The organism is Pseudomonas sp. 8_5_2 (genome assembly GCF_059295255.1).
Window position 1 is genome coordinate 4,610,293 of record NZ_CM181238.1, and the last position, 20,863, is coordinate 4,631,155.

Annotated in this window: 16 protein-coding genes and 3 tRNA genes; 13 read left to right on the top strand and 6 right to left on the bottom strand. The window is 63.0% G+C overall.

The genetic code is table 11. The features are described from left to right. Positions 1-235 precede the first annotated feature (235 nt). The 3 genes from AC5O5R_RS21135 (at position 236) to AC5O5R_RS21145 (ending at position 4,366) form a co-directional block, all read left to right on the top strand. Positions 236-1,519: an OprD family porin gene (locus tag AC5O5R_RS21135; RefSeq protein ID WP_172219677.1), complete on the top strand. Its 1,284-nt coding sequence runs from the start codon at positions 236-238 to the stop codon at positions 1,517-1,519. A 160-nt stretch (positions 1,520-1,679) separates the two neighbouring features. After that, positions 1,680-3,395 (top strand): proline--tRNA ligase, encoded by a 1,716-nt coding sequence (locus AC5O5R_RS21140; protein ID WP_172219679.1) that lies wholly within the window; start codon positions 1,680-1,682, stop codon positions 3,393-3,395. A gap of 20 nt (positions 3,396-3,415) precedes the next feature. Then, positions 3,416-4,366 (top strand): hypothetical protein, encoded by a 951-nt coding sequence (locus tag AC5O5R_RS21145; protein WP_172219681.1) that lies wholly within the window; start codon positions 3,416-3,418, stop codon positions 4,364-4,366. Positions 4,367-4,407: 41 nt separating this feature from the next. On the opposite strand, the gene dinB is transcribed toward AC5O5R_RS21145, so the two are convergent. Further along, positions 4,408-5,466 carry a DNA polymerase IV gene (gene dinB, locus AC5O5R_RS21150; protein ID WP_172219750.1) on the bottom strand — a complete coding sequence of 353 codons (1,059 nt, stop codon included), beginning with the start codon at positions 5,464-5,466 and terminating at the stop codon, positions 4,408-4,410. A 221-nt stretch (positions 5,467-5,687) separates the two neighbouring features. Here dinB and AC5O5R_RS21155 point away from each other — a divergent pair. From AC5O5R_RS21155 to AC5O5R_RS21175, 5 genes are all read left to right on the top strand, one after another. Beyond that, positions 5,688-5,764, top strand: a tRNA-Met gene (locus tag AC5O5R_RS21155). 134 nt (positions 5,765-5,898) lie between these two features. After that, positions 5,899-5,975, top strand: a tRNA-Met gene (locus tag AC5O5R_RS21160). Positions 5,976-6,108: 133 nt separating this feature from the next. Beyond that, positions 6,109-6,185, top strand: a tRNA-Met gene (locus AC5O5R_RS21165). 261 nt (positions 6,186-6,446) lie between these two features. Continuing rightward, complete coding sequence (gene mprF / locus AC5O5R_RS21170) at positions 6,447-9,089, top strand: bifunctional lysylphosphatidylglycerol flippase/synthetase MprF (protein ID WP_172287489.1); 2,643 nt, start codon at positions 6,447-6,449, stop codon at positions 9,087-9,089. After that, a complete protein-coding gene (locus AC5O5R_RS21175) occupies positions 9,089-10,381 on the top strand; it encodes a virulence factor family protein (protein ID WP_494514737.1) in 1,293 nt (430 codons plus the stop codon). Before mprF ends, AC5O5R_RS21175 begins: the two co-directional genes overlap by 1 nt. Before the next feature lie 135 nt (positions 10,382-10,516). On the opposite strand, the gene AC5O5R_RS21180 is transcribed toward AC5O5R_RS21175, so the two are convergent. Further along, positions 10,517-12,427: a potassium transporter Kup gene (locus AC5O5R_RS21180; RefSeq protein ID WP_494514738.1), complete on the bottom strand. Its 1,911-nt coding sequence runs from the start codon at positions 12,425-12,427 to the stop codon at positions 10,517-10,519. A 236-nt stretch (positions 12,428-12,663) separates the two neighbouring features. Here AC5O5R_RS21180 and rimO point away from each other — a divergent pair, with 236 nt between their 5' ends. Then, positions 12,664-13,995 (top strand): 30S ribosomal protein S12 methylthiotransferase RimO, encoded by a 1,332-nt coding sequence (gene rimO, locus AC5O5R_RS21185; RefSeq protein ID WP_172219689.1) that lies wholly within the window; start codon positions 12,664-12,666, stop codon positions 13,993-13,995. 73 nt (positions 13,996-14,068) lie between these two features. On the opposite strand, the gene AC5O5R_RS21190 is transcribed toward rimO, so the two are convergent. The 4 genes from AC5O5R_RS21190 to AC5O5R_RS21205 all read right to left on the bottom strand — a co-directional run bounded on the left by AC5O5R_RS21190 (position 14,069) and on the right by AC5O5R_RS21205 (position 18,166). Next, on the bottom strand, positions 14,069-14,818 hold the full coding sequence (locus tag AC5O5R_RS21190) for a hypothetical protein (RefSeq protein WP_172219691.1): 750 nt from the start codon (positions 14,816-14,818) through the stop codon (positions 14,069-14,071). Positions 14,819-14,870: 52 nt separating this feature from the next. Further along, on the bottom strand, positions 14,871-16,511 hold the full coding sequence (locus tag AC5O5R_RS21195) for a DUF5666 domain-containing protein (protein WP_172219693.1): 1,641 nt from the start codon (positions 16,509-16,511) through the stop codon (positions 14,871-14,873). Further along, positions 16,508-17,353: a DUF6502 family protein gene (locus AC5O5R_RS21200; RefSeq protein ID WP_172219695.1), complete on the bottom strand. Its 846-nt coding sequence runs from the start codon at positions 17,351-17,353 to the stop codon at positions 16,508-16,510. Before AC5O5R_RS21200 ends, AC5O5R_RS21195 begins: the two co-directional genes overlap by 4 nt. A 147-nt stretch (positions 17,354-17,500) precedes the next feature. Further along, entirely contained in the window at positions 17,501-18,166 is a 666-nt protein-coding gene (locus tag AC5O5R_RS21205; protein ID WP_494515478.1) for a hypothetical protein, read from the bottom strand. A 209-nt stretch (positions 18,167-18,375) separates the two neighbouring features. On the opposite strand from AC5O5R_RS21205, the gene AC5O5R_RS21210 reads away from it, so the two are divergent. The 4 genes from AC5O5R_RS21210 (at position 18,376) to tsaA (ending at position 20,826) form a co-directional block, all read left to right on the top strand. Continuing rightward, a complete protein-coding gene (locus AC5O5R_RS21210; protein WP_172219700.1) occupies positions 18,376-18,828 on the top strand; it encodes a GNAT family N-acetyltransferase in 453 nt (150 codons plus the stop codon). A gap of 77 nt (positions 18,829-18,905) precedes the next feature. Further along, a complete protein-coding gene (locus tag AC5O5R_RS21215; protein ID WP_172219702.1) occupies positions 18,906-19,616 on the top strand; it encodes an rRNA pseudouridine synthase in 711 nt (236 codons plus the stop codon). 49 nt (positions 19,617-19,665) lie between these two features. Then, a complete protein-coding gene (locus tag AC5O5R_RS21220; protein ID WP_172219704.1) occupies positions 19,666-20,127 on the top strand; it encodes a YehS family protein in 462 nt (153 codons plus the stop codon). 6 nt (positions 20,128-20,133) lie between these two features. Further along, a complete protein-coding gene (gene tsaA, locus AC5O5R_RS21225; RefSeq protein WP_172219706.1) occupies positions 20,134-20,826 on the top strand; it encodes a tRNA (N6-threonylcarbamoyladenosine(37)-N6)-methyltransferase TrmO in 693 nt (230 codons plus the stop codon). Positions 20,827-20,863: the final 37 nt, after the last annotated feature.

Consider the following 20,863-nt stretch of genomic DNA (forward strand, 5'->3'; position numbering starts at 1 on the left):
CACGGAAACAGCGCTGGGGTTGTACGACCCCTCAACCGGGGCGTGGTTTGCGACATGGAACTACCTAAAAGCGACATGGCAAAAAAGTTCCGTAAAGAGTGCTTATAGCCATATCGCCAACAACAGTCAGCGTGCTATACATTTTCGCCGACATAACAAGAAAGAGCTGCACCATATAACTAAAACACATGGACGCAGCGGTACTCTTCCTAAAAAACCAAAGGAGCAAATCACGATGCGCGTGATGAAGTGGAGCATGATCGCCCTGGCCGTTGCGGCAGGGACCTCGCAGTTGGCTTTGGCCTCTTCCCAGGACGAGTCCAAGGGTTTCATCGAAGACAGCAAGCTGAACGTCAAGACCCGCATGCTGTACTTCAGCCGTGACTTCCGCAACAACGCGCCCGGCACCCAGAGCCGCGTTGAAGAAACCGGCCTTGGCTTCCTCGGCACCTTCGAGTCGGGCTTCACCCAGGGCACCGTAGGCTTTGGTATCGATGCCATCGGCATGCTCGGCCTCAAACTGGACAGCGGCCGCGGCCGCGCCGGCACCGGCCTGTTCCCGACCGGCTCCGACGGCCGCTCGCAAGATGATTACTCCGAAGGCGGTGGTGCGGTAAAACTGCGCGTTTCCGACACCGTGTTCAAATTCGGCGACCAGTTCACCGCGCTGCCAGTATTTGCCACCGACGACAGCCGCCTGCTGCCGGAAGTTGCCGAAGGTGGCCTGATCACCAGCAACGAAATCAAAGGCCTGACCCTGCATGCCGGTCACTTCACCGCGCTGAACGCACAGGCCCAGACCTACCACGACAGCTTGAACCTGACCGAGGCCAACGTCTTCGGTGGCACCTACGCCATTACCGATAGCCTCAGCAGCAGCGTGTACTACTCGCGCGTGGAAGACCACTTCCGCAAGTGGTACGGCAATATCAACTGGGCGCTGCCGATCAGCGACAAGCAAGGCCTGGTGTTCGACTTCAACATCTATGACACCAAGTCCATCGGTGACAACCGTACCGGCGCGTTCGTCAGCAAGTCCGACGGCAGCAACGACCTGGACAACATCGCAGCCAGCCTCTCGGCCGCCTACAACATTGGCGCCCACACCTTCACCCTGGCCTACCAGAAGGTCAGCGGCGACGGCGATTACGCCTACGGCGTCGACGGTGGCGGCACGGTATTCCTGGCCAACTCGGTTGCCCGTTCCGACTTCAACGCCGAAGACGAGAAATCCTGGCAAGCGCGCTACGACCTGAACTTCGCCGAGTTCGGCGTACCAGGCCTGACCTTCATGACCCGCTACGTTCGCGGTACCGGTGCAACCACCCGCACCACCGACAGCGGCAAGGAATGGGAACGCGACATCGACGTCAAGTACGTGCTGCAGGAAGGCCCGGCCAAGGACCTCAGCTTCCGTGTCCGTCAGGCCACCTACCGCTCGGGTGATGGCGTTTACTACGGTTCCCCGTCGATCGACGAACTGCGCCTGATCGTGGAGTACCCGCTGAGCATCCTGTAAGCCTGGCTTGCAGTGCCCCGCACCTGAAAAAGCCCGGCGATCACGCCGGGCTTTTTCTTGGCTGACAAGCGTCACGCCCTGGGGCATCCTGTACGCCATCGTTTCGCCCCCGTACAATGCGGGGCTATTTCAACGTCTTAGGCAATCGACACGGCTAACCATGCGCACCAGTCAATATTTGCTCGCCACCCAGAAAGAAACTCCTGCCGATGCAGTGGTCATCAGCCATCAGCTCATGCTGCGTGCCGGCATGATCCGCAAACTGGCCTCTGGCCTGTATACCTGGCTGCCGATGGGCCTGCGGGTAATGCGCAAGGTCGAGGCCGTGGTGCGCGAGGAAATGAACGCCGCCGGTGCCCTGGAAGTGCTGATGCCAAGCATCCAGCCTGCCGAACTGTGGCAGGAGTCCGGCCGCTGGGAGCAGTACGGCCCTGAACTGCTGCGCCTGAAAGACCGCCACCAGCGCGATTTCTGTGTAGGCCCTACCCACGAAGAGGTCATCACCGACCTGGCCCGCAACGAGCTGTCCAGCTACAAACAGTTGCCGCTCAACATGTACCAGATCCAGACCAAGTTCCGTGACGAGATCCGCCCGCGCTTCGGCCTGATGCGTGGCCGCGAGTTCATCATGAAGGACGCCTACTCGTTCCATGCCGATCAGGCTTCCCTGCAGGAAACCTACGACCGCATGCACCAGGCGTACAGCAACATCTTTAGCCGCCTGGGCCTGGATTTCCGCCCAGTGCAGGCCGACACCGGCTCCATCGGTGGCAGCTACTCGCACGAGTTCCACGTGCTGGCCGAGTCCGGCGAAGACGACGTGATCTTCAGCGACACCTCGGACTACGCCGCCAACATCGAGAAGGCCGAGGCCATCCCGCGTGAAACCGTGCGCCCTGCCCCAACCGAAGAGCTGCGCCTGGTCGACACCCCAGAGGCCAAGACCATTGCCCAGCTGGTGGAAAACCACGGCCTGGCGATCGAGAAAACCGTCAAGACCCTGATCGTGCGCGGCGCCGAGCAAGGCAAGCTGATCGCCCTGATCGTGCGTGGCGACCATGAACTGAACGAAATCAAGGCCACCAAGCTCGAGCAGGTTGCCGACCCGCTGGTCATGGCTACCGAAGCCGAACTGCGCGACGCCATCGGCGCCGGCGCCGGCTCGCTGGGCCCGCTGAACCTGCCGCTGGAAATCATCATCGACCGTTCGGTTGCCCTGATGAGCGACTTCGGCATCGGCGCCAACATCGATGACAAGCACTATTTCGGGGTCAACTGGGAGCGCGACCTGCCGGTGCCGCAGGTTGCCGACCTGCGCAACGTGGTCGCAGGCGACCCGAGCCCGGACGGCCAGGGCACCCTGGTGATCAAGCGCGGCATCGAAGTGGGCCACATCTTCCAGCTGGGCACCAAGTACAGCGAGGCGCTGAAGTGCCAGGTGCTGGGCGAAAACGGCAAGCCGGTGGTCCTGTCGATGGGCTGCTACGGGATTGGCGTGTCCCGCGTGGTCGCGGCGGCCATCGAGCAGAGCTATGACGACAAGGGCATCATCTGGAACGACGCCCTGGCCCCGTTCCAGATTGCCCTGGTACCGCTGCGCTACGAAACCGACGTGGTTCGCGAGGCAACCGACAAGCTCTACGCCGAACTGACCGCCGCCGGCTTCGAAGTGCTGCTGGACGACCGCGACAAGAAGACCAGCCCAGGCATCAAGTTTGCCGACATGGAGCTGATCGGTATCCCGCACCGCATCGTCGTCAGCGATCGCGGCCTGGCCGACGGCAACCTGGAATACAAGCACCGCACCGAGCAGGAAGCTCAGCCATTGCCAGTCAATGAAGTGCTGACCTTCCTGCAGGCCCGCGTTCGCCGCTGATAACCAATGCACGAGTGATCATGTTCAAGCGAAGTACCATTACCCTTGGGGGCGCCGCACTTGGCGCCCTGCTCCTCGGCGGCTGCGCCAACCAGATGTCCCAGCGCAGCGACCATGAGGAGCGCGTCGAGCGCAAACTGCTCGAGCACACCCTGCAGATCGATGTCGGCGAGCCGAAGGTGATGGAGCTTCCGCAGCGACGTGTGCGCGTGCATGAGCAGAAGCGCTTCGAAGTCACCGAGTTTGAAGTCACTCGTCGCTATGACCGCTACACACCCTACCAGCCCTGGCGGGAGATCTACGAGATCCCGCTGGGCGCAGTGGCGGTGGTGGCCGGCGTCGGCGCCAATGTGGTCAATGTCTTCGCCTTGGGCAACCTGCCGCAAAGCATCACCCACGATTGGCTCAGCTACGGCGTGGACGGGCTCAACCCGTTCATGAACGTGCCGTCCAACGGCCGCGCCCAGCAGAACCTGGCGGGGATCAGCGAAGTGCAGAAAGGCAAGCGCGAGGAATCGACCAGCGTGCCCTGGAGCGAACGCCTGGTCGAGGTCAAGGCCGGCAAGATGACCCACGAGCTGACCACCGACAGGAGCGGCGTGCTACGCCTGAACCTGCTCGACAGCCCGTTCTCCGAACAGAACCTCAACCACGTCGGCACCCTGCATCTGCAGGTAGTCGACGAGGACAACGCGGTACGTGGCGACGCCAGCCTGCTGGTCAGTGCCACCCTGCGCAACAAGCTGCTCGAAGCCCATGAGCTGATTTTCGATGACCTCGAAGATGATGATGTCGGCCAGTGGGTACACCGGGTCAAGCGCCTGTCCGAGCTGGGCCTTGAAGAGGAAGCCAGCGAAATGGAACAGAGCCTGATCGAGCTGACGCGCAACGACCCTGAACTGCAGCAGGAATTCCTGCAGTCGTTGACCAAGGCTACTGGCCGCTTGGTGGCTGACCCCGGCGCGCAATAACCCGGCATGAACTGAAGCAGCGGCCTTGGCGCTTTCCCTCTTTATATAGGAGGGAACAGCTCCAGCTGCTCATGCGCCCCGCGCAGGTCGCGCAACCTCACCCCCACCCCCAGCAAGCGCACGGGCTTGCCGCCACGGGCGAACGCCTGGCCCAGCAGCTGCCGATAGCTTTCCAGGTCCCTGCCCGCCCCTGCCTGCTCCATGGTGGTCTGGCTGAAGTCATGGAACTTGACCTTGACGAACGGTTTGTCCGGCCGGTAACTGCTGTCCATGCGGGCGATACGCTCGTTCAGGCTGTCCAGCAGCTCCGGCAGCCGCGCCAGGCAGCTGGCCAGGTCTGGCAGGTCGGTGTCGTAGGTGTTTTCCACGCTGACCGACTGGCGACGGCTATCGTTATGCACCGCCCGCTCATCCACCCCGCGTGCCAGCCCCCAGAGGCGCTCGCCAAACGTACCGAACTCCCGCACCAGCGCCAGGCGCGACCATTCACGCAGTTGCAGGCAGGTTTCGATGCCCAGCCGGGTCATTTTTTCTGCCGTGACTTTGCCCACCCCGTGCAACCTGGCCACCGGCAGCGCCGCGACGAACGTTTCCACTTCGCCCGGGGTGATCACGAACAGCCCGTTTGGCTTGCGCCAGTCACTGGCAATCTTGGCCAGGAACTTGTTGGGCGCGACCCCCGCCGACACGGTGATATGCAATGTGCGGGCGACGCGCCGGCGAATGTCCTCGGCAATTCGGGTGGCGCTGCCGGCATACCATTGGCTGTCACTGACATCCAGATACGCTTCATCCAGCGACAGGGGCTCGATCAGCTCGGTGTAGTCGCGAAAGATGGTGTGGATTTCCCGTGAGGCTTCGCGATAGGCCTCGAAGCGCGGCTTGACGATCAGCAGGTCAGGGCACAGCTTGAGTGCGTGCCGGGACGACATGGCCGAGCGTACCCCGTAGGCGCGCGCTTCATAGTTGCAGGTGGCAATGACCCCACGACGATCGGCAGAGCCCCCCACTGCCATGGGCTTGCCGGCCAGGCGCGGGTCGTCACGCATCTCGATCGCGGCGTAGAAACAATCGCAGTCGACGTGGATGATCTTGCGCAAGGACATGGATGACCGTCAGCACTGTAAATTCATACAGATAGTATCGCATGCGCCCTATTCTGAAACAGCTCAGCCACATTGCCACGCGATAATCGGCCTGAAAGCCCCGCCGCGCCTGGGCCAAGTCAGGTTATCAAGCGCTAAGGGATTGAACAAAAACGGTTTTTCTACAAAATTTGCTTGACACCCGGCAGTAAATCCGTAGAATTCGATCTCACAGGCGCGGGATGGAGCAGCCTGGTAGCTCGTCGGGCTCATAACCCGAAGGTCGTCGGTTCAAATCCGGCTCCCGCAACCAGATTCGAGAAAAGGCCACTGTTAACGCAGTGGCCTTTTTCTTTGGCCTCGAAAAAGGCCTCGTTAGAATATTGTGATAAATCAACAACTAAGGTTTGACAAAGGTTCAGGAAACTGTAGAATCCGCCCCACAGACGCGGGATGGAGCAGTCTGGTAGCTCGTCGGGCTCATAACCCGAAGGTCGTCGGTTCAAATCCGGCTCCCGCAACCAGCTTCAAGAAAAGGCCACTGTTCATACAGTGGCCTTTTTGTTTGCTCGCAATAACACGCCAGCAAAAGATTTTCGAATATCAGTGACAATCGCTTGACACAATGTTCGTTCGCTGTAGAATGCGCACCTCTGACGCGGGATGGAGCAGTCTGGTAGCTCGTCGGGCTCATAACCCGAAGGTCGTCGGTTCAAATCCGGCTCCCGCAACCATATTCGTCAGAACAAACCCCGCCTGTGTAACAGCAGCGCGGGGTTTGTTGTTTCTGCCCTTCCGTCTTTTCGTCACTTCGATTTTCCCCGCCCTCCAGCCAACCCGCAGGCTTGAGGTGCCGTGCCCAGGATGAACTATCTTTAACCCGGCCAGGCCGCTGAAAGCGGTTGAGGTCGGAGTAACATTGGATACGTTTTCCTAAGGGACTTTCACTTGGCCGCGCCTTTCCTTCACCTCGCGCTAGCTGCCCGGGGTACTTCATGACTTCGCACAACCCAGAACCCCCGGTGCCGCTCGCTTCGGCGCTGCCCGGTGCCGTGCAACGCCTGCCCTTGCTCGAACGCCTCAGCCGCTACCGTCAGCCCATCGGCCTGGTGGTGACGCTGGTGCTGTTCACCATGGCCTTGATTGCCTGCCGCCACCTGCTGAGCGAGCTGGACATCTATGCGTTGCACGATGCCATGCTCAGCGTGCCGGCCCAGTCATTGCTGGGCGCCTTGCTGGCGACCGTGATCGGCTTCGTGATCCTGCTGGGCTATGAATGGTCGGCCAGCCGCTATGCCGGGGTGAAGCTGCCGGTGGGCACCCTGCTGATGGGCGGCTTCAGCGCCTTCGCCATCGGCAACGCCATCGGCCTGTCGATGCTGTCAGGGGGCTCGGTGCGCTACCGGCTGTATGCACGCCAGGGCCTTGGCGCGGGCGAAGTTGCACGGATGACCGTGTTTGCCAGCCTGTCACTGGGCTGCGCATTGCCGCCGCTGGCCGCCGTGGCCACCCTGAGCGACCTGCCTGCCGCCTCGACCGCGCTGGGCTTGTCAGCTGGCCTGCTGGCGGGTATCGCCACGGCCGTGCTGGTGACGTCCGGCCTGCTGGTGCTGGGCTTGTACCGCCGGCGCCTGGCAGAGCAACCGCTGGCCAATAACCTGCTGGTGCAGCTGGGTCGCCGCACGCTGCGCCTGCCCGGCGCCCGCCTGGCCGCCCTGCAATTGCTGATTACTGCACTGGATGTGGCTGCTGCCGCCACCGTGCTCTATCTGTTGCTGCCTGAAGCACCGCCTTTCGGCGCGTTTGTGCTGGTGTACCTGCTGGCCCTGGCGGCGGGCGTGCTCAGCCACGTACCAGGCGGCGTCGGGGTGTTTGAAGCGATCCTGCTGGCGGCCTTTGCCGACCAGCTCGGCGCCGCACCGCTGGCAGCCGCCCTGCTGCTGTACCGACTGATCTACGTGGTGCTGCCGCTGTTACTGGCCTGTGTGTTGCTGCTGGCCAACGAAGCCCGGCGCCTGCTGTTTGCGCAACAGGCCATCAAGGCCGCCTCCGGGCTGGCCGCGCCGATCCTGTCGATTCTGGTGTTTCTGTCCGGCGTGGTGCTGCTGTTCTCCGGCGCCACGCCGGAGATCGATACACGCCTGGAGCACATGGGCTTTCTGGTGCCGCACCGCCTGATCGATGCCTCGCACTTCGGCGCCAGCCTGATCGGCGTGCTGTGCCTGCTGTTGGCCCAGGGCCTGCGCCGGCGGCTGTCCGCCGCCTGGCTGCTGACCACCGTGCTGCTGCTGGTCGGCGCCCTGCTGTCGCTGCTCAAGGGATTTGACTGGGAAGAGGCGAGCCTGCTGACGTTTACCGCCATCCTCCTGGCCGTGTTTCGTCGCTCGTTCTACCGCCCTAGCCGCCTGCTGGAGCTACCGTTTTCGCCGGTGTTTCTGGTGGCCAGCGCCTGCACGGTCGGCGCATCGGTGTGGCTGCTGCTGTTCGCCTATCAGGATGTGCCTTACAGCCATCAGCTGTGGTGGCAGTTCACCCTTGATGCCGACGCGCCACGTGGCCTGCGCGCGGCGATGGGCAGCGCCTTGCTGCTGGCAGCCGTGGCGCTGACCTGGCTGCTGCGTACCGCCCCACCAGTGATCCACCTGCCCGATGAACAAGAGCTGCAACGCGCCAACCGTATTCTGCTGGCTTCCGACCAGCCCGACGGTGGCCTGGCGCTGACCGGCGACAAGGCGCTGCTGTTCCACCCAGGTGACAACGCCTTCCTCATGTACGCCCGGCGTGGCCGCAGCCTGGTGGCGTTGTACGACCCGATCGGCCCGGCCCAGGAGCGCGCAGAAATGATCTGGCAGTTCCGCGACCTGTGCGACCTGCACCACGCGCGACCGGTGTTCTACCAGGTGCGCGCCGAGAACCTGCCATTCTACATGGACATCGGCCTGACGGCGCTGAAGCTGGGCGAAGAAGCCCGGGTCGACTTGCGCCGCTTCGACCTCGAAGCCAAGGGCAAGGAAATGAAAGACCTGCGCTACACCTGGAACCGCGGCGGGCGCGATGGCCTCAGCCTGGAAATCCACGAGCACGGTCATGCCCCGCTGGCCGAGCTGAAGGAGATTTCCGACGCCTGGCTCAGCGGCAAGAATGTGCGTGAGAAAGGCTTCTCGCTGGGGCGCTTCAGCCCCGAATACCTGCAGCACTTCCGCATCGCCCTGATTCGCTTCCAGGGCCGCCCGGTGGCCTTCGCCAACCTGCTGGAAACCCATGGCAACGAACTGGCAAGCCTCGACTTGATGCGTGCGCATCCCGAAGCACCCAAGCTGACTATGGAGTTCATGATGATCGGCCTGATCCTGCACTACAAGAGCCATGACTACGCCCGCTTCAGCCTGGGCATGGTGCCACTTTCCGGCTTGCAACCACGGCGTGGTGCACCCTTGACCCAACGCCTGGGCTCCATGGTCTTCCGCCGTGGCGAGCAGCTTTACAACTTCCAGGGCTTGCGGCGCTTCAAGGACAAGTTCCAGCCGGACTGGGAACCCCGCTACATGGCCGTGCCAGCCGGGCTCGACCCGCTGGTGGCACTGGCCGACACCGCCGCCCTGATTGCTGGCGGCCTGACTGGATTGGTGAAACGTTGATGACCCGACGCTATTGGCTGTACCTGCTTGTTCCCCTGCTGCTGGCGGCTCTTGGCGGCGCTGCGGCCTTCTGGTTATGGACCCGCCCCGCCCCCGAGGCGCGCCTGGAGCAACTCACCCTCAATGACACGGCTATCACCCGCGTGACCCCTGGCGTGCACCCCAAGGCGCGGGTGGCCATCGGCGTGCCGCAGGACCAGGCGCTGACCGACAAACAGCTGCTGGACCTGAGCCAGTCAGGTGAGGCGCAACTGGTGCAGGTGATCCTGCCACCGAACGACTGCACCCGGCAGCAACAGGCAATGGACCAGGCCGTGGCGCAGCTGTCCGAGAAGCCAACCCTGGTCGCCGGTATCGGCCCAGGCGCCGCACAAGCCTGGCGCTGGCTGGCCACCCAGACAGACGACAAGGCCCGGGCGATTTCCGTGGACTTCACCGTCGAGCAACCCGGCTGCCAGGTCGCGCTGCCAAAAGCGGCTGCCCACGGCCACTGGAACGTCGCCTGGAACGACAACCCCGATGACGCCAGCGCCGCATTCGTGCGCGACCAGGCCAATGCCGAAACCAGCATCAGCGACTACGACATCCACCTGCCACAAGTGCTCAAGGCCCAGTTGACCCAGGCCTTGGTCGGTCACGATGGCAATGCCCTGGCCATACCGGTGGTCGAGGTACCGGCCGGGCAAACGACCGACACGGTCACCCTGTTCCTCTCCGGTGACGGCGGCTGGCGCGACCTGGACCGCGACGTGGCCGGGGAAATGGCCAAGCTCGGCTACCCGGTGGTTGGCATCGACACACTGCGCTACTACTGGCAGCACAAGACCCCGGAGCAAAGTGCCGCCGACCTTTCCGAACTGATGCAGCACTACCGGCAGAAGTGGGGCACCAAGCGCTTCGTGCTGACCGGTTATTCGTTTGGTGCGGATGTGCTGCCGGCGATCTACAACCGCCTGCCAGCCGAGGACCAGCAACGTATCGATGCGGTGCTGCTGCTGGCCTTCGCCCGCAGCGGCAGCTTCGAGATCGAGGTTGAAGGCTGGCTGGGCAAGGAAGGCCAGGAAGCGCCAACCGGGCCGGAGATGGCCAGGCTGCCGGCGTCCAAGGTGGTGTGTGTGTATGGCGTAGAGGAGACCGACGAGAGCGGCTGTACCGACAAGACCGCTGTGGGCGAACGCCTGAAGCTGCCGGGTGGTCACCACTTCGACGAGAACTACCCGGCGCTGGCCAAGCGCTTGATTGGTGAAATCGAGACCCGCCAAGGCAAGTCGAGCGTAGCAGAACAGAACTGACATGAATCGGGGCCGCTTTGCGGCCCATCGCCGGCAAGCCAGGCTCCCACAAATACTGCGCAATTATTCAACATGACGCGGTCCCGGTGGGAGTCTGGCTTGCCAGCGATGGGCTGCAAAGCAGCCCTTTAGCCATCAGATCTCGACCTGGGTCCCCAGCTCGATTACCCGGTTCAGCGGCAAGTTGAAGAAGCGCAGGTTACCGTTGGCATTCTTCAGCAAGAACGCGAACAGGTTGCCCCGCCAGCGCGACATCCCTTCCAGCCGAGAAGCAATCACCGTCTCGCGGCTGAGGAAGTAGGTGGTGCGCATAGGCGTGAAGTCCAGGTCGTCCAGATGGCACAGCTTCAAGGCCGCCGGCACGTCCGGCTCGTCCATGAAGCCAAAGTGCAACAGCACCCTGAAGAAGCCGTCGCCGTAGGCCTCCACTTCGAAGCGTTCCTGCTCCGGCACGCGCGGCCGGTCTTCGCTGACCACCGTCAACAACACCACCTGGCTGTGCAGCACCTGGTTATGCAGCATGTTGTGCAGCAACGCATGGGGCACCGCATCGGAGCGCGCCGTGAGGAACACCGCCGTGCCCTCGACCCGGTGCGGCGGCTGAATACGGATACTGCTGATGAACAGCGGCAACGGCAGCGCGCCTTCGTCGATGCGCTCCATCAGGATCTGCTTGCCGCGTTTCCAGGTGCTCATCAACAGGAACAGCACACCGCCGGCCAGCACCGGGAAGGCACCGCCCTGGACGATTTTCGGCACGTTGGCGGCAAAGAACAGCCCGTCGACGAACAGGAAACCAAGCAGGATCGGCACCGCCAGCAGCGGCGGCCACTTCCACAGCAGCAGCATCACTGCCGAAACCAGGATGGTGGTCATCAACATGGTGCCGGTCACCGCCACGCCGTAGGCCGCAGCCAGGGCGCCGGATGACTCGAAGCCGATCACCAGCAGCACCACGCCCACCATCAGCGTCCAGTTCACCGCACCAATGTAGATCTGCCCCTGCTCGTCACTGGAGGTGTGCTGGATCTGCATGCGCGGGATGTAGCCCAGCTGGATGGCCTGCCGGGTCAGGGAGAAGGCACCCGAGATGACTGCCTGCGAAGCGATCACCGTGGACATGGTGGCGAGGCCGACCAACGGCAGCAGCGCCCAGCTCGGCGCCAACAGGTAGAACGGGTTGCGCGCCGCGTCAGGGTTTTGCAGCAGCAATGCACCTTGCCCGAAGTAATTGAGCACCAGCGCTGGCAGCACCAGGATGAACCAGGCCCGGGCAATCGGCTTGCGGCCGAAGTGCCCCATGTCGGCGTACAGTGCTTCGGCACCGGTCAGCGCCAGCACCACCGCACCGAGAATGGCCACGCCCATGCCGGGATGGACTACGAAGAAGTTGACTGCCCAGCCCGGGTTGAACGCCTTGAGCACTTCCGGGCTCTGGGAAATGCCATGCACGCCCAACGCGCCCAGCACCACGAACCAGGTGACCATGATCGGGCCGAACAGCTTGCCGATCTTCTCGGTGCCATGCTTCTGTACCAGGAACAGCGCCACCAGCACCACCAGCGAAATCGGCACCACCCAGTGGTCGATGCCGTCGAAGGCCAGGCCCATGCCCTCCACGGCCGACAGCACCGACACCGCCGGGGTGATCATGCTGTCGCCGTAGAACAGCGACGCGCCGATCAGGCCACAGATCACCATCAACGTGCGCAGCCGCGGATACGCCGCCGTGGCCCGCCGCGCCAGGGCGGTCAGCGCCATGGTGCCGCCCTCGCCCTGGTTGTCGGCGCGCAGGATGAACATCACGTACTTGAACGAAACCACCCACAGCAGCGACCACAATATCAGCGACAGGATGCCCAGCACGCCATCGTGGTTGACCGGCACCCCGTAACCGCCGGTAAAGACTTCCTTGAGGGTATACAACGGGCTGGTGCCGATATCGCCATACACCACCCCGACCGCCGCCACGAGCAGGCCCACCGACCGCGCCGCACCCTGCTTGCCCTCGTGCCCGCCCTCAGCGTGACTGCTTGCCTGAAACATCGACCACTCCCGCACGCGGCCATCACGGCCCTTGATATTCAATCTGCCGCCAAGCGCTCGCAGGCACCTTGACGTAAAGGCGCGAAGCATAGCGCAGCGTTCGTCGTATTTCTGCTGGTCAAGCGCCCCTGCGCTCGCTAGAATTGCGCACTTTTTGATCAGAGGCGCAAAAAAGCGCCCGTCAAGCTCGCCCCCGATTCCGGCCGGGCGACCTGCATTCAATACCGAGGTTAGTCATGTCCACCACGCCCGCCACCCCCAAGGTAGGTTTCGTAAGCCTGGGTTGCCCAAAAGCCCTGGTCGATTCCGAGCGCATCCTTACCCAGCTGCGCATGGAAGGCTATGAAGTCGTGCCCACCTACGAGGACGCCGACGTGGTGGTGGTCAACACCTGCGGCTTCATCGACAGCGCCAAGGCCGAGTCGCTGGAAGTGATCGGCGAAGCGATCAAGGAAAACGGCAAGGTCATCGTCACCGGCTGCATGGGTGTCGAAGAAGGCAGCATCCGTGACGTGCACCCCAGCGTGCTGTCGGTCACCGGCCCACAGCAGTACGAGCAGGTGGTCAACGCCGTGCACGAAGTGGTACCGCCGCGCCAGGACCACAACCCGCTGATCGACCTGGTGCCGCCACAGGGCATCAAGCTGACCCCGCGTCACTACGCGTACCTGAAAATTTCCGAAGGCTGCAACCACAGCTGCAGCTTCTGCATCATTCCGTCGATGCGCGGCAAGCTGGTCAGCCGCCCGGTGGGCGAAGTGCTGAGCGAAGCCGAGCGCCTGGTCAAGGCCGGGGTCAAGGAGATCCTGGTAATCTCCCAGGACACCAGCGCCTACGGCGTCGACGTCAAGTACAAGACCGACTTCTGGAACGGCCGCCCGGTCAAGACCCGCATGCTGGAGCTGTGCGAGGCCCTGAGCAGCCTGGGTGCCTGGGTTCGCCTGCACTATGTGTATCCGTACCCGAACGTCGACGACGTGATCCCGCTGATGGCCGCCGGCAAGATCCTGCCTTACCTGGACATCCCGTTCCAGCACGCCAGCCCGAAAGTGCTCAAGTCGATGAAGCGCCCGGCCTTCGAAGACCGTACCCTGGCGCGTATCAAGAACTGGCGCGAGCAGTGCCCGGAGCTGGTAATACGCTCCACCTTCATCGTCGGCTTCCCTGGCGAGACCGAGGAAGACTTCCAGTACCTGCTGGACTGGCTGACCGAGGCGCAGCTGGACCGCGTGGGCTGCTTCCAGTATTCGCCAGTCGAGGGCGCCCCGGCCAACGACCTGGGCCTGGAAGAGGTGCCAGATGACGTCAAGCAGGAACGTTGGGACCGCTTCATGGCCCACCAGCAGGCCATCAGCACGGCGCGCCTGCAACTGCGTATCGGCAAGGAAATCGAAGTATTGATCGATGAAGTCGAGGAGCAGGGTTCGGTTGGCCGCAGCTTCTTTGATGCCCCTGAAATCGACGGCAGCGTGTTCATCGACGGCGACCATGGCTTCAAGCCAGGCGACAAGGTCCGTTGCCGTGTGGTGGATGCCGACGAATACGATATGTGGGCTGAGCCTGTCTGACGGGTCTGAAAGCTGAAAAAGCCCCCGCCCCGGCACTCCCCACCAGGAATGCCCGGGGCAGGGGCTTTTTTTGTCAGAACGTGTGAAACAGCATCAGGCCGCCCTCGGCATCCGGGCTGGCGTCCGAGAACCCCTTGACCGCGTAGAGCTGGACCTTCCACTGCTGGTTGAGCTTGTGGGTCAGGAACAGGGTGAGCTCCTGGATCTGCGACCCCGTCGAGACCACTTTCTGCCGCCAGTCGTAGGAGGCGCCTGCCGACGTGCCTGTAGCCACAGGTATGGCGAAGCCGAGGCTGACAAATACCGGGTCGTCAAAATCGCTGTCGGGCGGGTCGCCGAACTTTTTCCAGCCCAAAGTTGCGAAGCCGGTGACAGGGCCGAAGGCCTTGGCGATGTCGACCTGGGCGGTGTAGTCGTACTCACCGGTGCCCAGGCACTGATCTTCATCGGCAGTGGGGAATTTGATCTTGCCGATCAGGTCGAGCATCACGCCGCCATCGTTGCCATCGAGCAGGGCATAACCGGCGCTGGCAACGGTATCGCCCAGCCCGCTTTCGACATTGCGGCAGCCACCGGGCAAGGGGTCGCCATTGGGGCCTACTTCGGGGTTGGTGATGCGCAGCCAGGGCACGGTGACCTTGTAGGTCATGGGCCCGGTTTCATATTTACCGACCACGGGAACGTACCAGATCTCCGAAGTGGTGCCGGTGCCATAGTCGCCGCTCGAATAGTCCATGCCCATGGCGGCGCTAAAGGTATCGGCCAAGGCCGGCGCACTGATACAAGACAGCAAGCAGGCGAAAACAGGAAGCGCGGGTCTCATCTGCACCTCAGTACCCTTCGGGTATGTGATCGGACTTACCCAGCCTAGTTGCCTAACGCCCGGATCGCTCTGGATGCTCTGTTTTTTCGGGCTTCTCGACTTTTTCCACCTTTTCCACCTTTTCTACTTTCTCTACTTTCTCTACTTTCTCTACTTTCTCTACTTTCTCTACCTTCTCTACCTTCTCTACCTTCTCTACCTTCTCTACCTTCTCAGGCTTTTCGACCTTCTCTACTTTTTCGACTTTCTCTACTTTTTCAACCTTCTCAACCTTTTCGGGTTTTTCGGCCTTTTCGATCTGGACCTTTTCTACCCGATCAGAACTGCCACTATTGCGGCTCTCGACCTTCTCCAGGTTATCGAGTTGTTCGGACTTTCCAGACTTGTCCACGCGTTCAGTGCTGCCATGCCCACTCGCGTCGTCAACAGCATCGCGCCCACCGTGATCATCCCTGGTTTCACTGCGACCGCCTGTTGCATCCCCGGTGCCATGACCACTGTTACCGGAACCTCCGGACTCACTGCTGCCGTGCTCGCTGCTGCGCCCCGAATGCCCTTTTTCCGGGTGTTCGGCACGGTCGTCGTCGAACTCCACCCGGGTTGCCCGCAATTCGTGGGTACCGTTGAGCACCCCACTCACCCGCACCCGTTGATCGAGCGCCAGCGCGGCTGGCTGCTTGCCGACAATCACGGTGTCCTGCCCCAACGTCACATTGATGCCACCCACCACCAGCTGCCGCGCCTGCGTGCGCTGCACCAACCCTTCGATCACTGCCTGCTGCACACGGCCCGCAAAAGGCAGGCTCGGGTCAGGGCGGGTTTGCGCCACTTCCAGCTGGCGCCCGGTCCACTGGCCGCGCACCAGCACTTCCCGCGCGGGCGCCACACGGGTTCCCAGTTTCAGGCCCTGCAGGCTACCAGCACGGTCAACCGCACCGATGGCGCTGGCCTCTTTCAACCCTGGGGCCCGTTCGATACGGCTAGCCACCACGTTGCCACTGGCGTCACGCAGGCCGCTGACCCTGACCGGCTCGCCCGGGCGCAGCCCTTCAGCCACCCGCGCGCCTGCGGCAAGCCGTACAGGTTGGCCCATGACGCGCAGGGGGGCCGAAGCACTCGGGAGTGCCGTCAGCGGCCCTTCGAAGGCGTTGAGAATCGAGATGCGCCCAGCCTGCAAGCCGCGCTGGGTGGCAAACGCCTCCACCGCCACCACCTGCCCGATTGCCAGGTGACCCGTGCTGGCTGGCGCACCGTTTTCACTCACCGGTACATCCTTGCCATAGTGCACTTCCATGCCATTCACGCAGATGGAGGCAAAACCGGTGATGGTGCCGACGATACCGGTACCGCCGGTGCCGCCCGGGCGCAGGATCGGGGCACCGGTACCGCCTACGCCACCGCTGCCATGCTCGAGGTAGCTACCGTCGACACCCTCGGCCACCGCCCCGGTCCCGCCTGTACCACCGGGGCGGTGTGGAAGTGGCGCGCCGGTGCCGCCGACACCGCCGCTTTCACTGCGCGCACCGGTACCGCCCACCCCACCCGGGGACTGCAAGCCTGCCGCACCGCCCATGCCCACTTCCTCGCGGCTGACGCACACCGGCGCAGCGGCCACCTGGGCAGGCGCCACCAGGTTCAAGCCGAAAACCAGGGCAAAGGTGACGGCACTGAAGCAGCGCGAGAGAAGAGTCATGGGCGTGGGGTCTTGGACGGATCGGGGTCGGTCGCTTCAGTGTAGAAATAAAGCCCGACAGTGATGCGTTGACGTTGATCCGGGCCAGGTTCATCAGTGCTTTCCAGCTCTGCTGCCAGCCGGCTGAAAGCGAGTAGCGTCCGCATGCCATCCTTGGCGACCACATCACGTAAATGGGCGACGCCGTCAGGGCTGAGCGCGTCGTAGTGCACGCTACGTTCAAAAAACGGCGGGGTTTGGTCAGTAAGGTTATGCACCGCTGCGCAGGCATGGTCATGCAGGTTGTGGCCGAAGTACGCGGCTTTTTCATCGAAGCCCTGCTGTGGCACGAACGCCTGGGCTTGCAGGTGCACGCAATCCTGCTCATCCAGCCGGACGACGCCCAGACGCAACCATTCATCCAGCACCACCCGGCCGCGGATATCGGTGCTGACCTTGGCTACCAGGGCATCGAACGAACAGTCGCCGCCGACACTTGCCAGCCGCGGCAGCGCCAATGCCTGGCCAGGTGCCGAGCAGAACGGCGGGCTCGTGGTCCAGAGATTCACCAGTTGTGCGCCAAGCGTGATGTTTTCAGGCAGGGTCGCGTGGTAGGTGTTGCTTTCACTGCGCAGCCGGCGGACATCCTTGCGATGAACACCTGTGAGCAGACTGATACGGCTGTCGGTTGGCGCGGTGTCGTCGAGGCGAAACTCGCGATGGGCCACGTCGACGAACACCTCCTTGAGCAGGTCGGCGAACATCGTGTAGGTCACCCCTTTGCGCAGCATCAGGCGCACCAGCGGGCGCATGACACGCCGCAGTGCGCTTAACATCGAAGGCGGTAAGGTGGGCGATTGCATTGAGCGCATTCCTTGACAGATGAACCCAGTATACGGCGCGGGAAAACATCCCACACCAACTGTGGTCGCACCCCCGGGCGGGGCGCCGGATGACTGTCAGCGCTCAGTGCACTCGTGCTGAGTGAGGCGGCTACAGTTCAGAGCCACTCAGCTCCTGCTGTTGTCATCACCCGGTTCGCCACCCACATGGTTGCCGTGATCATCACCAGGTTCGCCACCAACGTGATTGCCGTGATCATCGCCAGGCTCGCCACCGACATGATTACCATGATCATCCCCGGGCTCACCGCCAATGTGATTGCCATGATCGTCACCGGGCTCACCACCAACATGATTGCCGTGATCGTCACCGGGCTCACCACCAACGTGATTGCCATGGTCATCACCCGCTTCAGCATGGGTACCGCTGCGCCCGGAATTCGAGTTGCCGGCGTCGCCGTGGCCCGTGCCACTGTTGCCCGCATGGCCATTTCCACCGTCGTGGCCACCGCCACTGCCGCTTCCACCCCCGTGGCCACCACCCCCGCCACTTCCGCCACCATGGCCACCACCACCGCTTCCGCCACCATGGCCGCCGCCACCGCCGCCACCGTGACCACCGCCACCGCCGCCACTTCCGCCACCGTGACCACCGCCGCCGCCGCCACTTCCACCACCGTGGCCACCTCCGCCACCGCCGTGGCCGCCACCGCCACCGCCACCATCCTTGGCGTAGGCAGAGGAGCCATGAGAAATCGAGTCAGGGACCAACACGATGGAAGTCGACAGCAGGCCAGCAACGGCTACAGCCAACAGTGCCTTTTTGAATAGCATGTGGATTTGCATTTTCCGTCTCCAGATCGTCGCCACGAGACACGCCAAATCAGCCGGGGATCTTGTTTAAGGTGGTTTAGTCAATACGTGGGATTTTTTCCCACGAGTAAGTAATAGACCGCTCCCGCTTCAGGTTCAAGTGCCACCCTGGCAAGCCGACCGGCGGCGGGCCTGCTATGTTGTGGTTATCTCGATGCAGGAGCCTTGGCATGCAACCGCTATTGACGCTGCAAACCCCGCGCTTGCGGGACTACGGCGAATTGGTACAGGTCTGGGAGGACTCGGTACGTGCCACCCACGATTTCCTGCCGGAGGGGTACATCGTTTTGCTGCGCGAGCAGGTATTGCGCCGCTACCTCGACGCGGTGATGCTGATCTGCTGCAAGGACCAGCAACGTATCTGCGGCTTCGCCGGGGTCGCCAACGGCCGGGTGGATATGCTGTTCGTCGCACCTGAATACCGTGGCAAAGGGGTAGGCAAGCGCCTGCTGCGCTATGCAATCGACGAGCTGAACGGCGAGCGGCTGGACGTCAACGAGCAAAACCCGCAAGCCCTGGGCTTCTACCTGCACCAGGGCTTCGAGGTGATTGGCCGCTCGGAGACCGATGGCCTGGGGCAGCCCTACCCTTTGCTGCACATGCGGCTGCGCAAAATGGCGTAAATGACACAGATTCCCAGCCCCTCTGCCGCTTGGGCAGGTACAATGCAGGCCTTTCCCTGCCTTTGCGAATTGCCGTCATGTCCGAACCCACCCGTCTGTCCAAACGCCTCATCGAGCAGCTTGGCTGTTCCCGCCGCGAGGCCGAGATGTATATCGAAGGCGGCTGGGTCACCGTCGATGGCGTGGTGGTCGAGCAGCCACAGTTCAAGGTCGAGCAGCAGCGCGTCGAACTGCTGCCAGGCGCCCGCGCCGAAACCCTGGAACCGGTGACCCTGCTGCTGAACCAGGCGGTCGGCGTGGACATCGAAAGCGCCCGCGCCAGCATGAACATGGCCACCTTGAGCGAAGCCCACCGTGAAGGTGTGCGTGCCTTGCATGGGCATTTTACCCGTCAGGTTTGTGTCGCCCCCCTGGAACGTGGCGCCAGCGGCCTGCAGGTCTTCAGCCAGGACTGGCGGGTAACCCGCAAGATCGAGACCGACCTGCGCCGCCTGGAGCAGGAATTCATTGTCGAGGTACGCGGCGAAACCACACCCCAGGCACTGGAGCGCCTGGCGCGCGGGGCCATGCGCAACGACCGCGAACTGCCAAAGGCCAAGGCCAGCTGGCAGAACGAAACCCACCTGCGCATGGTGCTGAAAAACCCGCAACCCGGGCAGATCTCCGAACTGTGCGCCTACCTGCGCCTGGAGCTGCTGGGCATGCGCCGCATTCGCCTGGGTGGCGTGTCCATGGGCAAGCTGCCCCTGGGCCAGTGGCGCTACGTGGCCGCTACCGAACGTTTTTAAGTGATACGCCGCACTGGACAGTGCGGCACCTGAACAGGATTCTGCAGCAATGAACCACAACGATGTCCTGCGCAGCCTGCGCTACATGCTCAAGGTGAATGACGCCAAGATGGCCGAAATCATCAAGCTTTCCGGCCTCGAAGTGCAGCCTCCGGTGCTGGCCACCTACCTGAAGAAAGAAGAGGAGGAAGGCTTCGAGCGCTGCCCGGAACGGGTGATGGCGCACTTTCTCGATGGCCTGGTGATCTACCGCCGCGGCAAGGATGACAGTCGCCCGCCGCAGCCGATCGAGCTGCCGGTGACCAACAACCTCATCCTGAAGAAGCTGCGGGTGGCCTTCGAGCTCAAGGAAGACGACCTGCACGTGATTCTCAAATCGGTCAACTTCCCGGTCAGCAAACCAGAGCTCAGCGCGCTGTTCCGCAAGTCTGGTCATGACAACTACCGCCCGTGCGGCGACCAGTTGCTGCGCAACTTCCTCAAGGGCCTGACCTTGCGCGTGCGCGGCTGATTGGCCATGCAGCACACGGTTACCCCGGTCGGCATCGTTCACTCCTGCTTCAAGGAGAAGTTCGCCATCCCGCGCCAGCCCCAACTGGCGCCCGCCGCCCGCGGCGTGCTGGAACTGCTGCCGCCGTTCGACCAGGGTGATGCGGTGCAGGGCCTGGAGCAGGTCAGCCATGTCTGGCTGCTGTTCCTGTTCCACCAGGCCCTGGAGGACAAGCCACGCCTGAAGGTGCGCCCCCCGCGCCTGGGCGGTAACAAGAGCATGGGGGTGTTCGCCACCCGCGCCACCCACCGGCCCAACGGTATCGGCCAGTCGGTGGTGCGCCTGGAGGGCGTGGAGCCCGGGCGGCTGCTGCTGTCCGGGATCGACCTGCTCGACGGCACGCCGGTGCTCGACATCAAGCCCTATGTGCCCTACGCCGACAGCGTCACGGGCGCCAGCAACCAGATGGCCAGCCAGGCGCCCGCCGCAATTGCCGTGCAGTGGGCCGACGGCGCCCTGCCCGAGGCCCGCGAGCATGCGCTGCGCCTCGATGAGCCCTTGGTGGAGCTGATCGAGCAATGCCTGGCTCAAGACCCACGGCCGGCCTACCAGGTACCGCCGGCGGAGCGGGTGTATGGGGTAAAGTTCTGGGATGTGCAGGTAAGGTGGCATTACCCGCAGCCGGAGGTGATCCGGGTGCTGGAGGTGGTGCGGGCCTGAAAACCCAACCATCAACCACGAAAAAGGCGACCCGGAG

Bases quoted from the DNA above. Each gene is read 5' to 3' on its own strand.
- mprF (WP_172287489.1), top strand. From the start codon at position 6,447: ATGACTTCGCACAACCCAGAACCCCCGGTGCCGCTCGCTTCGGCGCTG.
- AC5O5R_RS21180 (WP_494514738.1), bottom strand. From the start codon at position 12,427: ATGTTTCAGGCAAGCAGTCACGCTGAGGGCGGGCACGAGGGCAAGCAG.
- AC5O5R_RS21140 (WP_172219679.1), top strand. From the start codon at position 1,680: ATGCGCACCAGTCAATATTTGCTCGCCACCCAGAAAGAAACTCCTGCC.
- AC5O5R_RS21145 (WP_172219681.1), top strand. From the start codon at position 3,416: ATGTTCAAGCGAAGTACCATTACCCTTGGGGGCGCCGCACTTGGCGCC.
- AC5O5R_RS21175 (WP_494514737.1), top strand. From the start codon at position 9,089: ATGACCCGACGCTATTGGCTGTACCTGCTTGTTCCCCTGCTGCTGGCG.
- AC5O5R_RS21190 (WP_172219691.1), bottom strand. From the start codon at position 14,818: ATGAGACCCGCGCTTCCTGTTTTCGCCTGCTTGCTGTCTTGTATCAGT.
- AC5O5R_RS21195 (WP_172219693.1), bottom strand. From the start codon at position 16,511: ATGACTCTTCTCTCGCGCTGCTTCAGTGCCGTCACCTTTGCCCTGGTT.
- AC5O5R_RS21215 (WP_172219702.1), top strand. From the start codon at position 18,906: ATGTCCGAACCCACCCGTCTGTCCAAACGCCTCATCGAGCAGCTTGGC.
- rimO (WP_172219689.1), top strand. From the start codon at position 12,664: ATGTCCACCACGCCCGCCACCCCCAAGGTAGGTTTCGTAAGCCTGGGT.
- AC5O5R_RS21210 (WP_172219700.1), top strand. From the start codon at position 18,376: ATGCAACCGCTATTGACGCTGCAAACCCCGCGCTTGCGGGACTACGGC.
- AC5O5R_RS21135 (WP_172219677.1), top strand. From the start codon at position 236: ATGCGCGTGATGAAGTGGAGCATGATCGCCCTGGCCGTTGCGGCAGGG.
- AC5O5R_RS21205 (WP_494515478.1), bottom strand. From the start codon at position 18,166: ATGCTATTCAAAAAGGCACTGTTGGCTGTAGCCGTTGCTGGCCTGCTG.
- tsaA (WP_172219706.1), top strand. From the start codon at position 20,134: ATGCAGCACACGGTTACCCCGGTCGGCATCGTTCACTCCTGCTTCAAG.
- AC5O5R_RS21220 (WP_172219704.1), top strand. From the start codon at position 19,666: ATGAACCACAACGATGTCCTGCGCAGCCTGCGCTACATGCTCAAGGTG.
- AC5O5R_RS21200 (WP_172219695.1), bottom strand. From the start codon at position 17,353: ATGCAATCGCCCACCTTACCGCCTTCGATGTTAAGCGCACTGCGGCGT.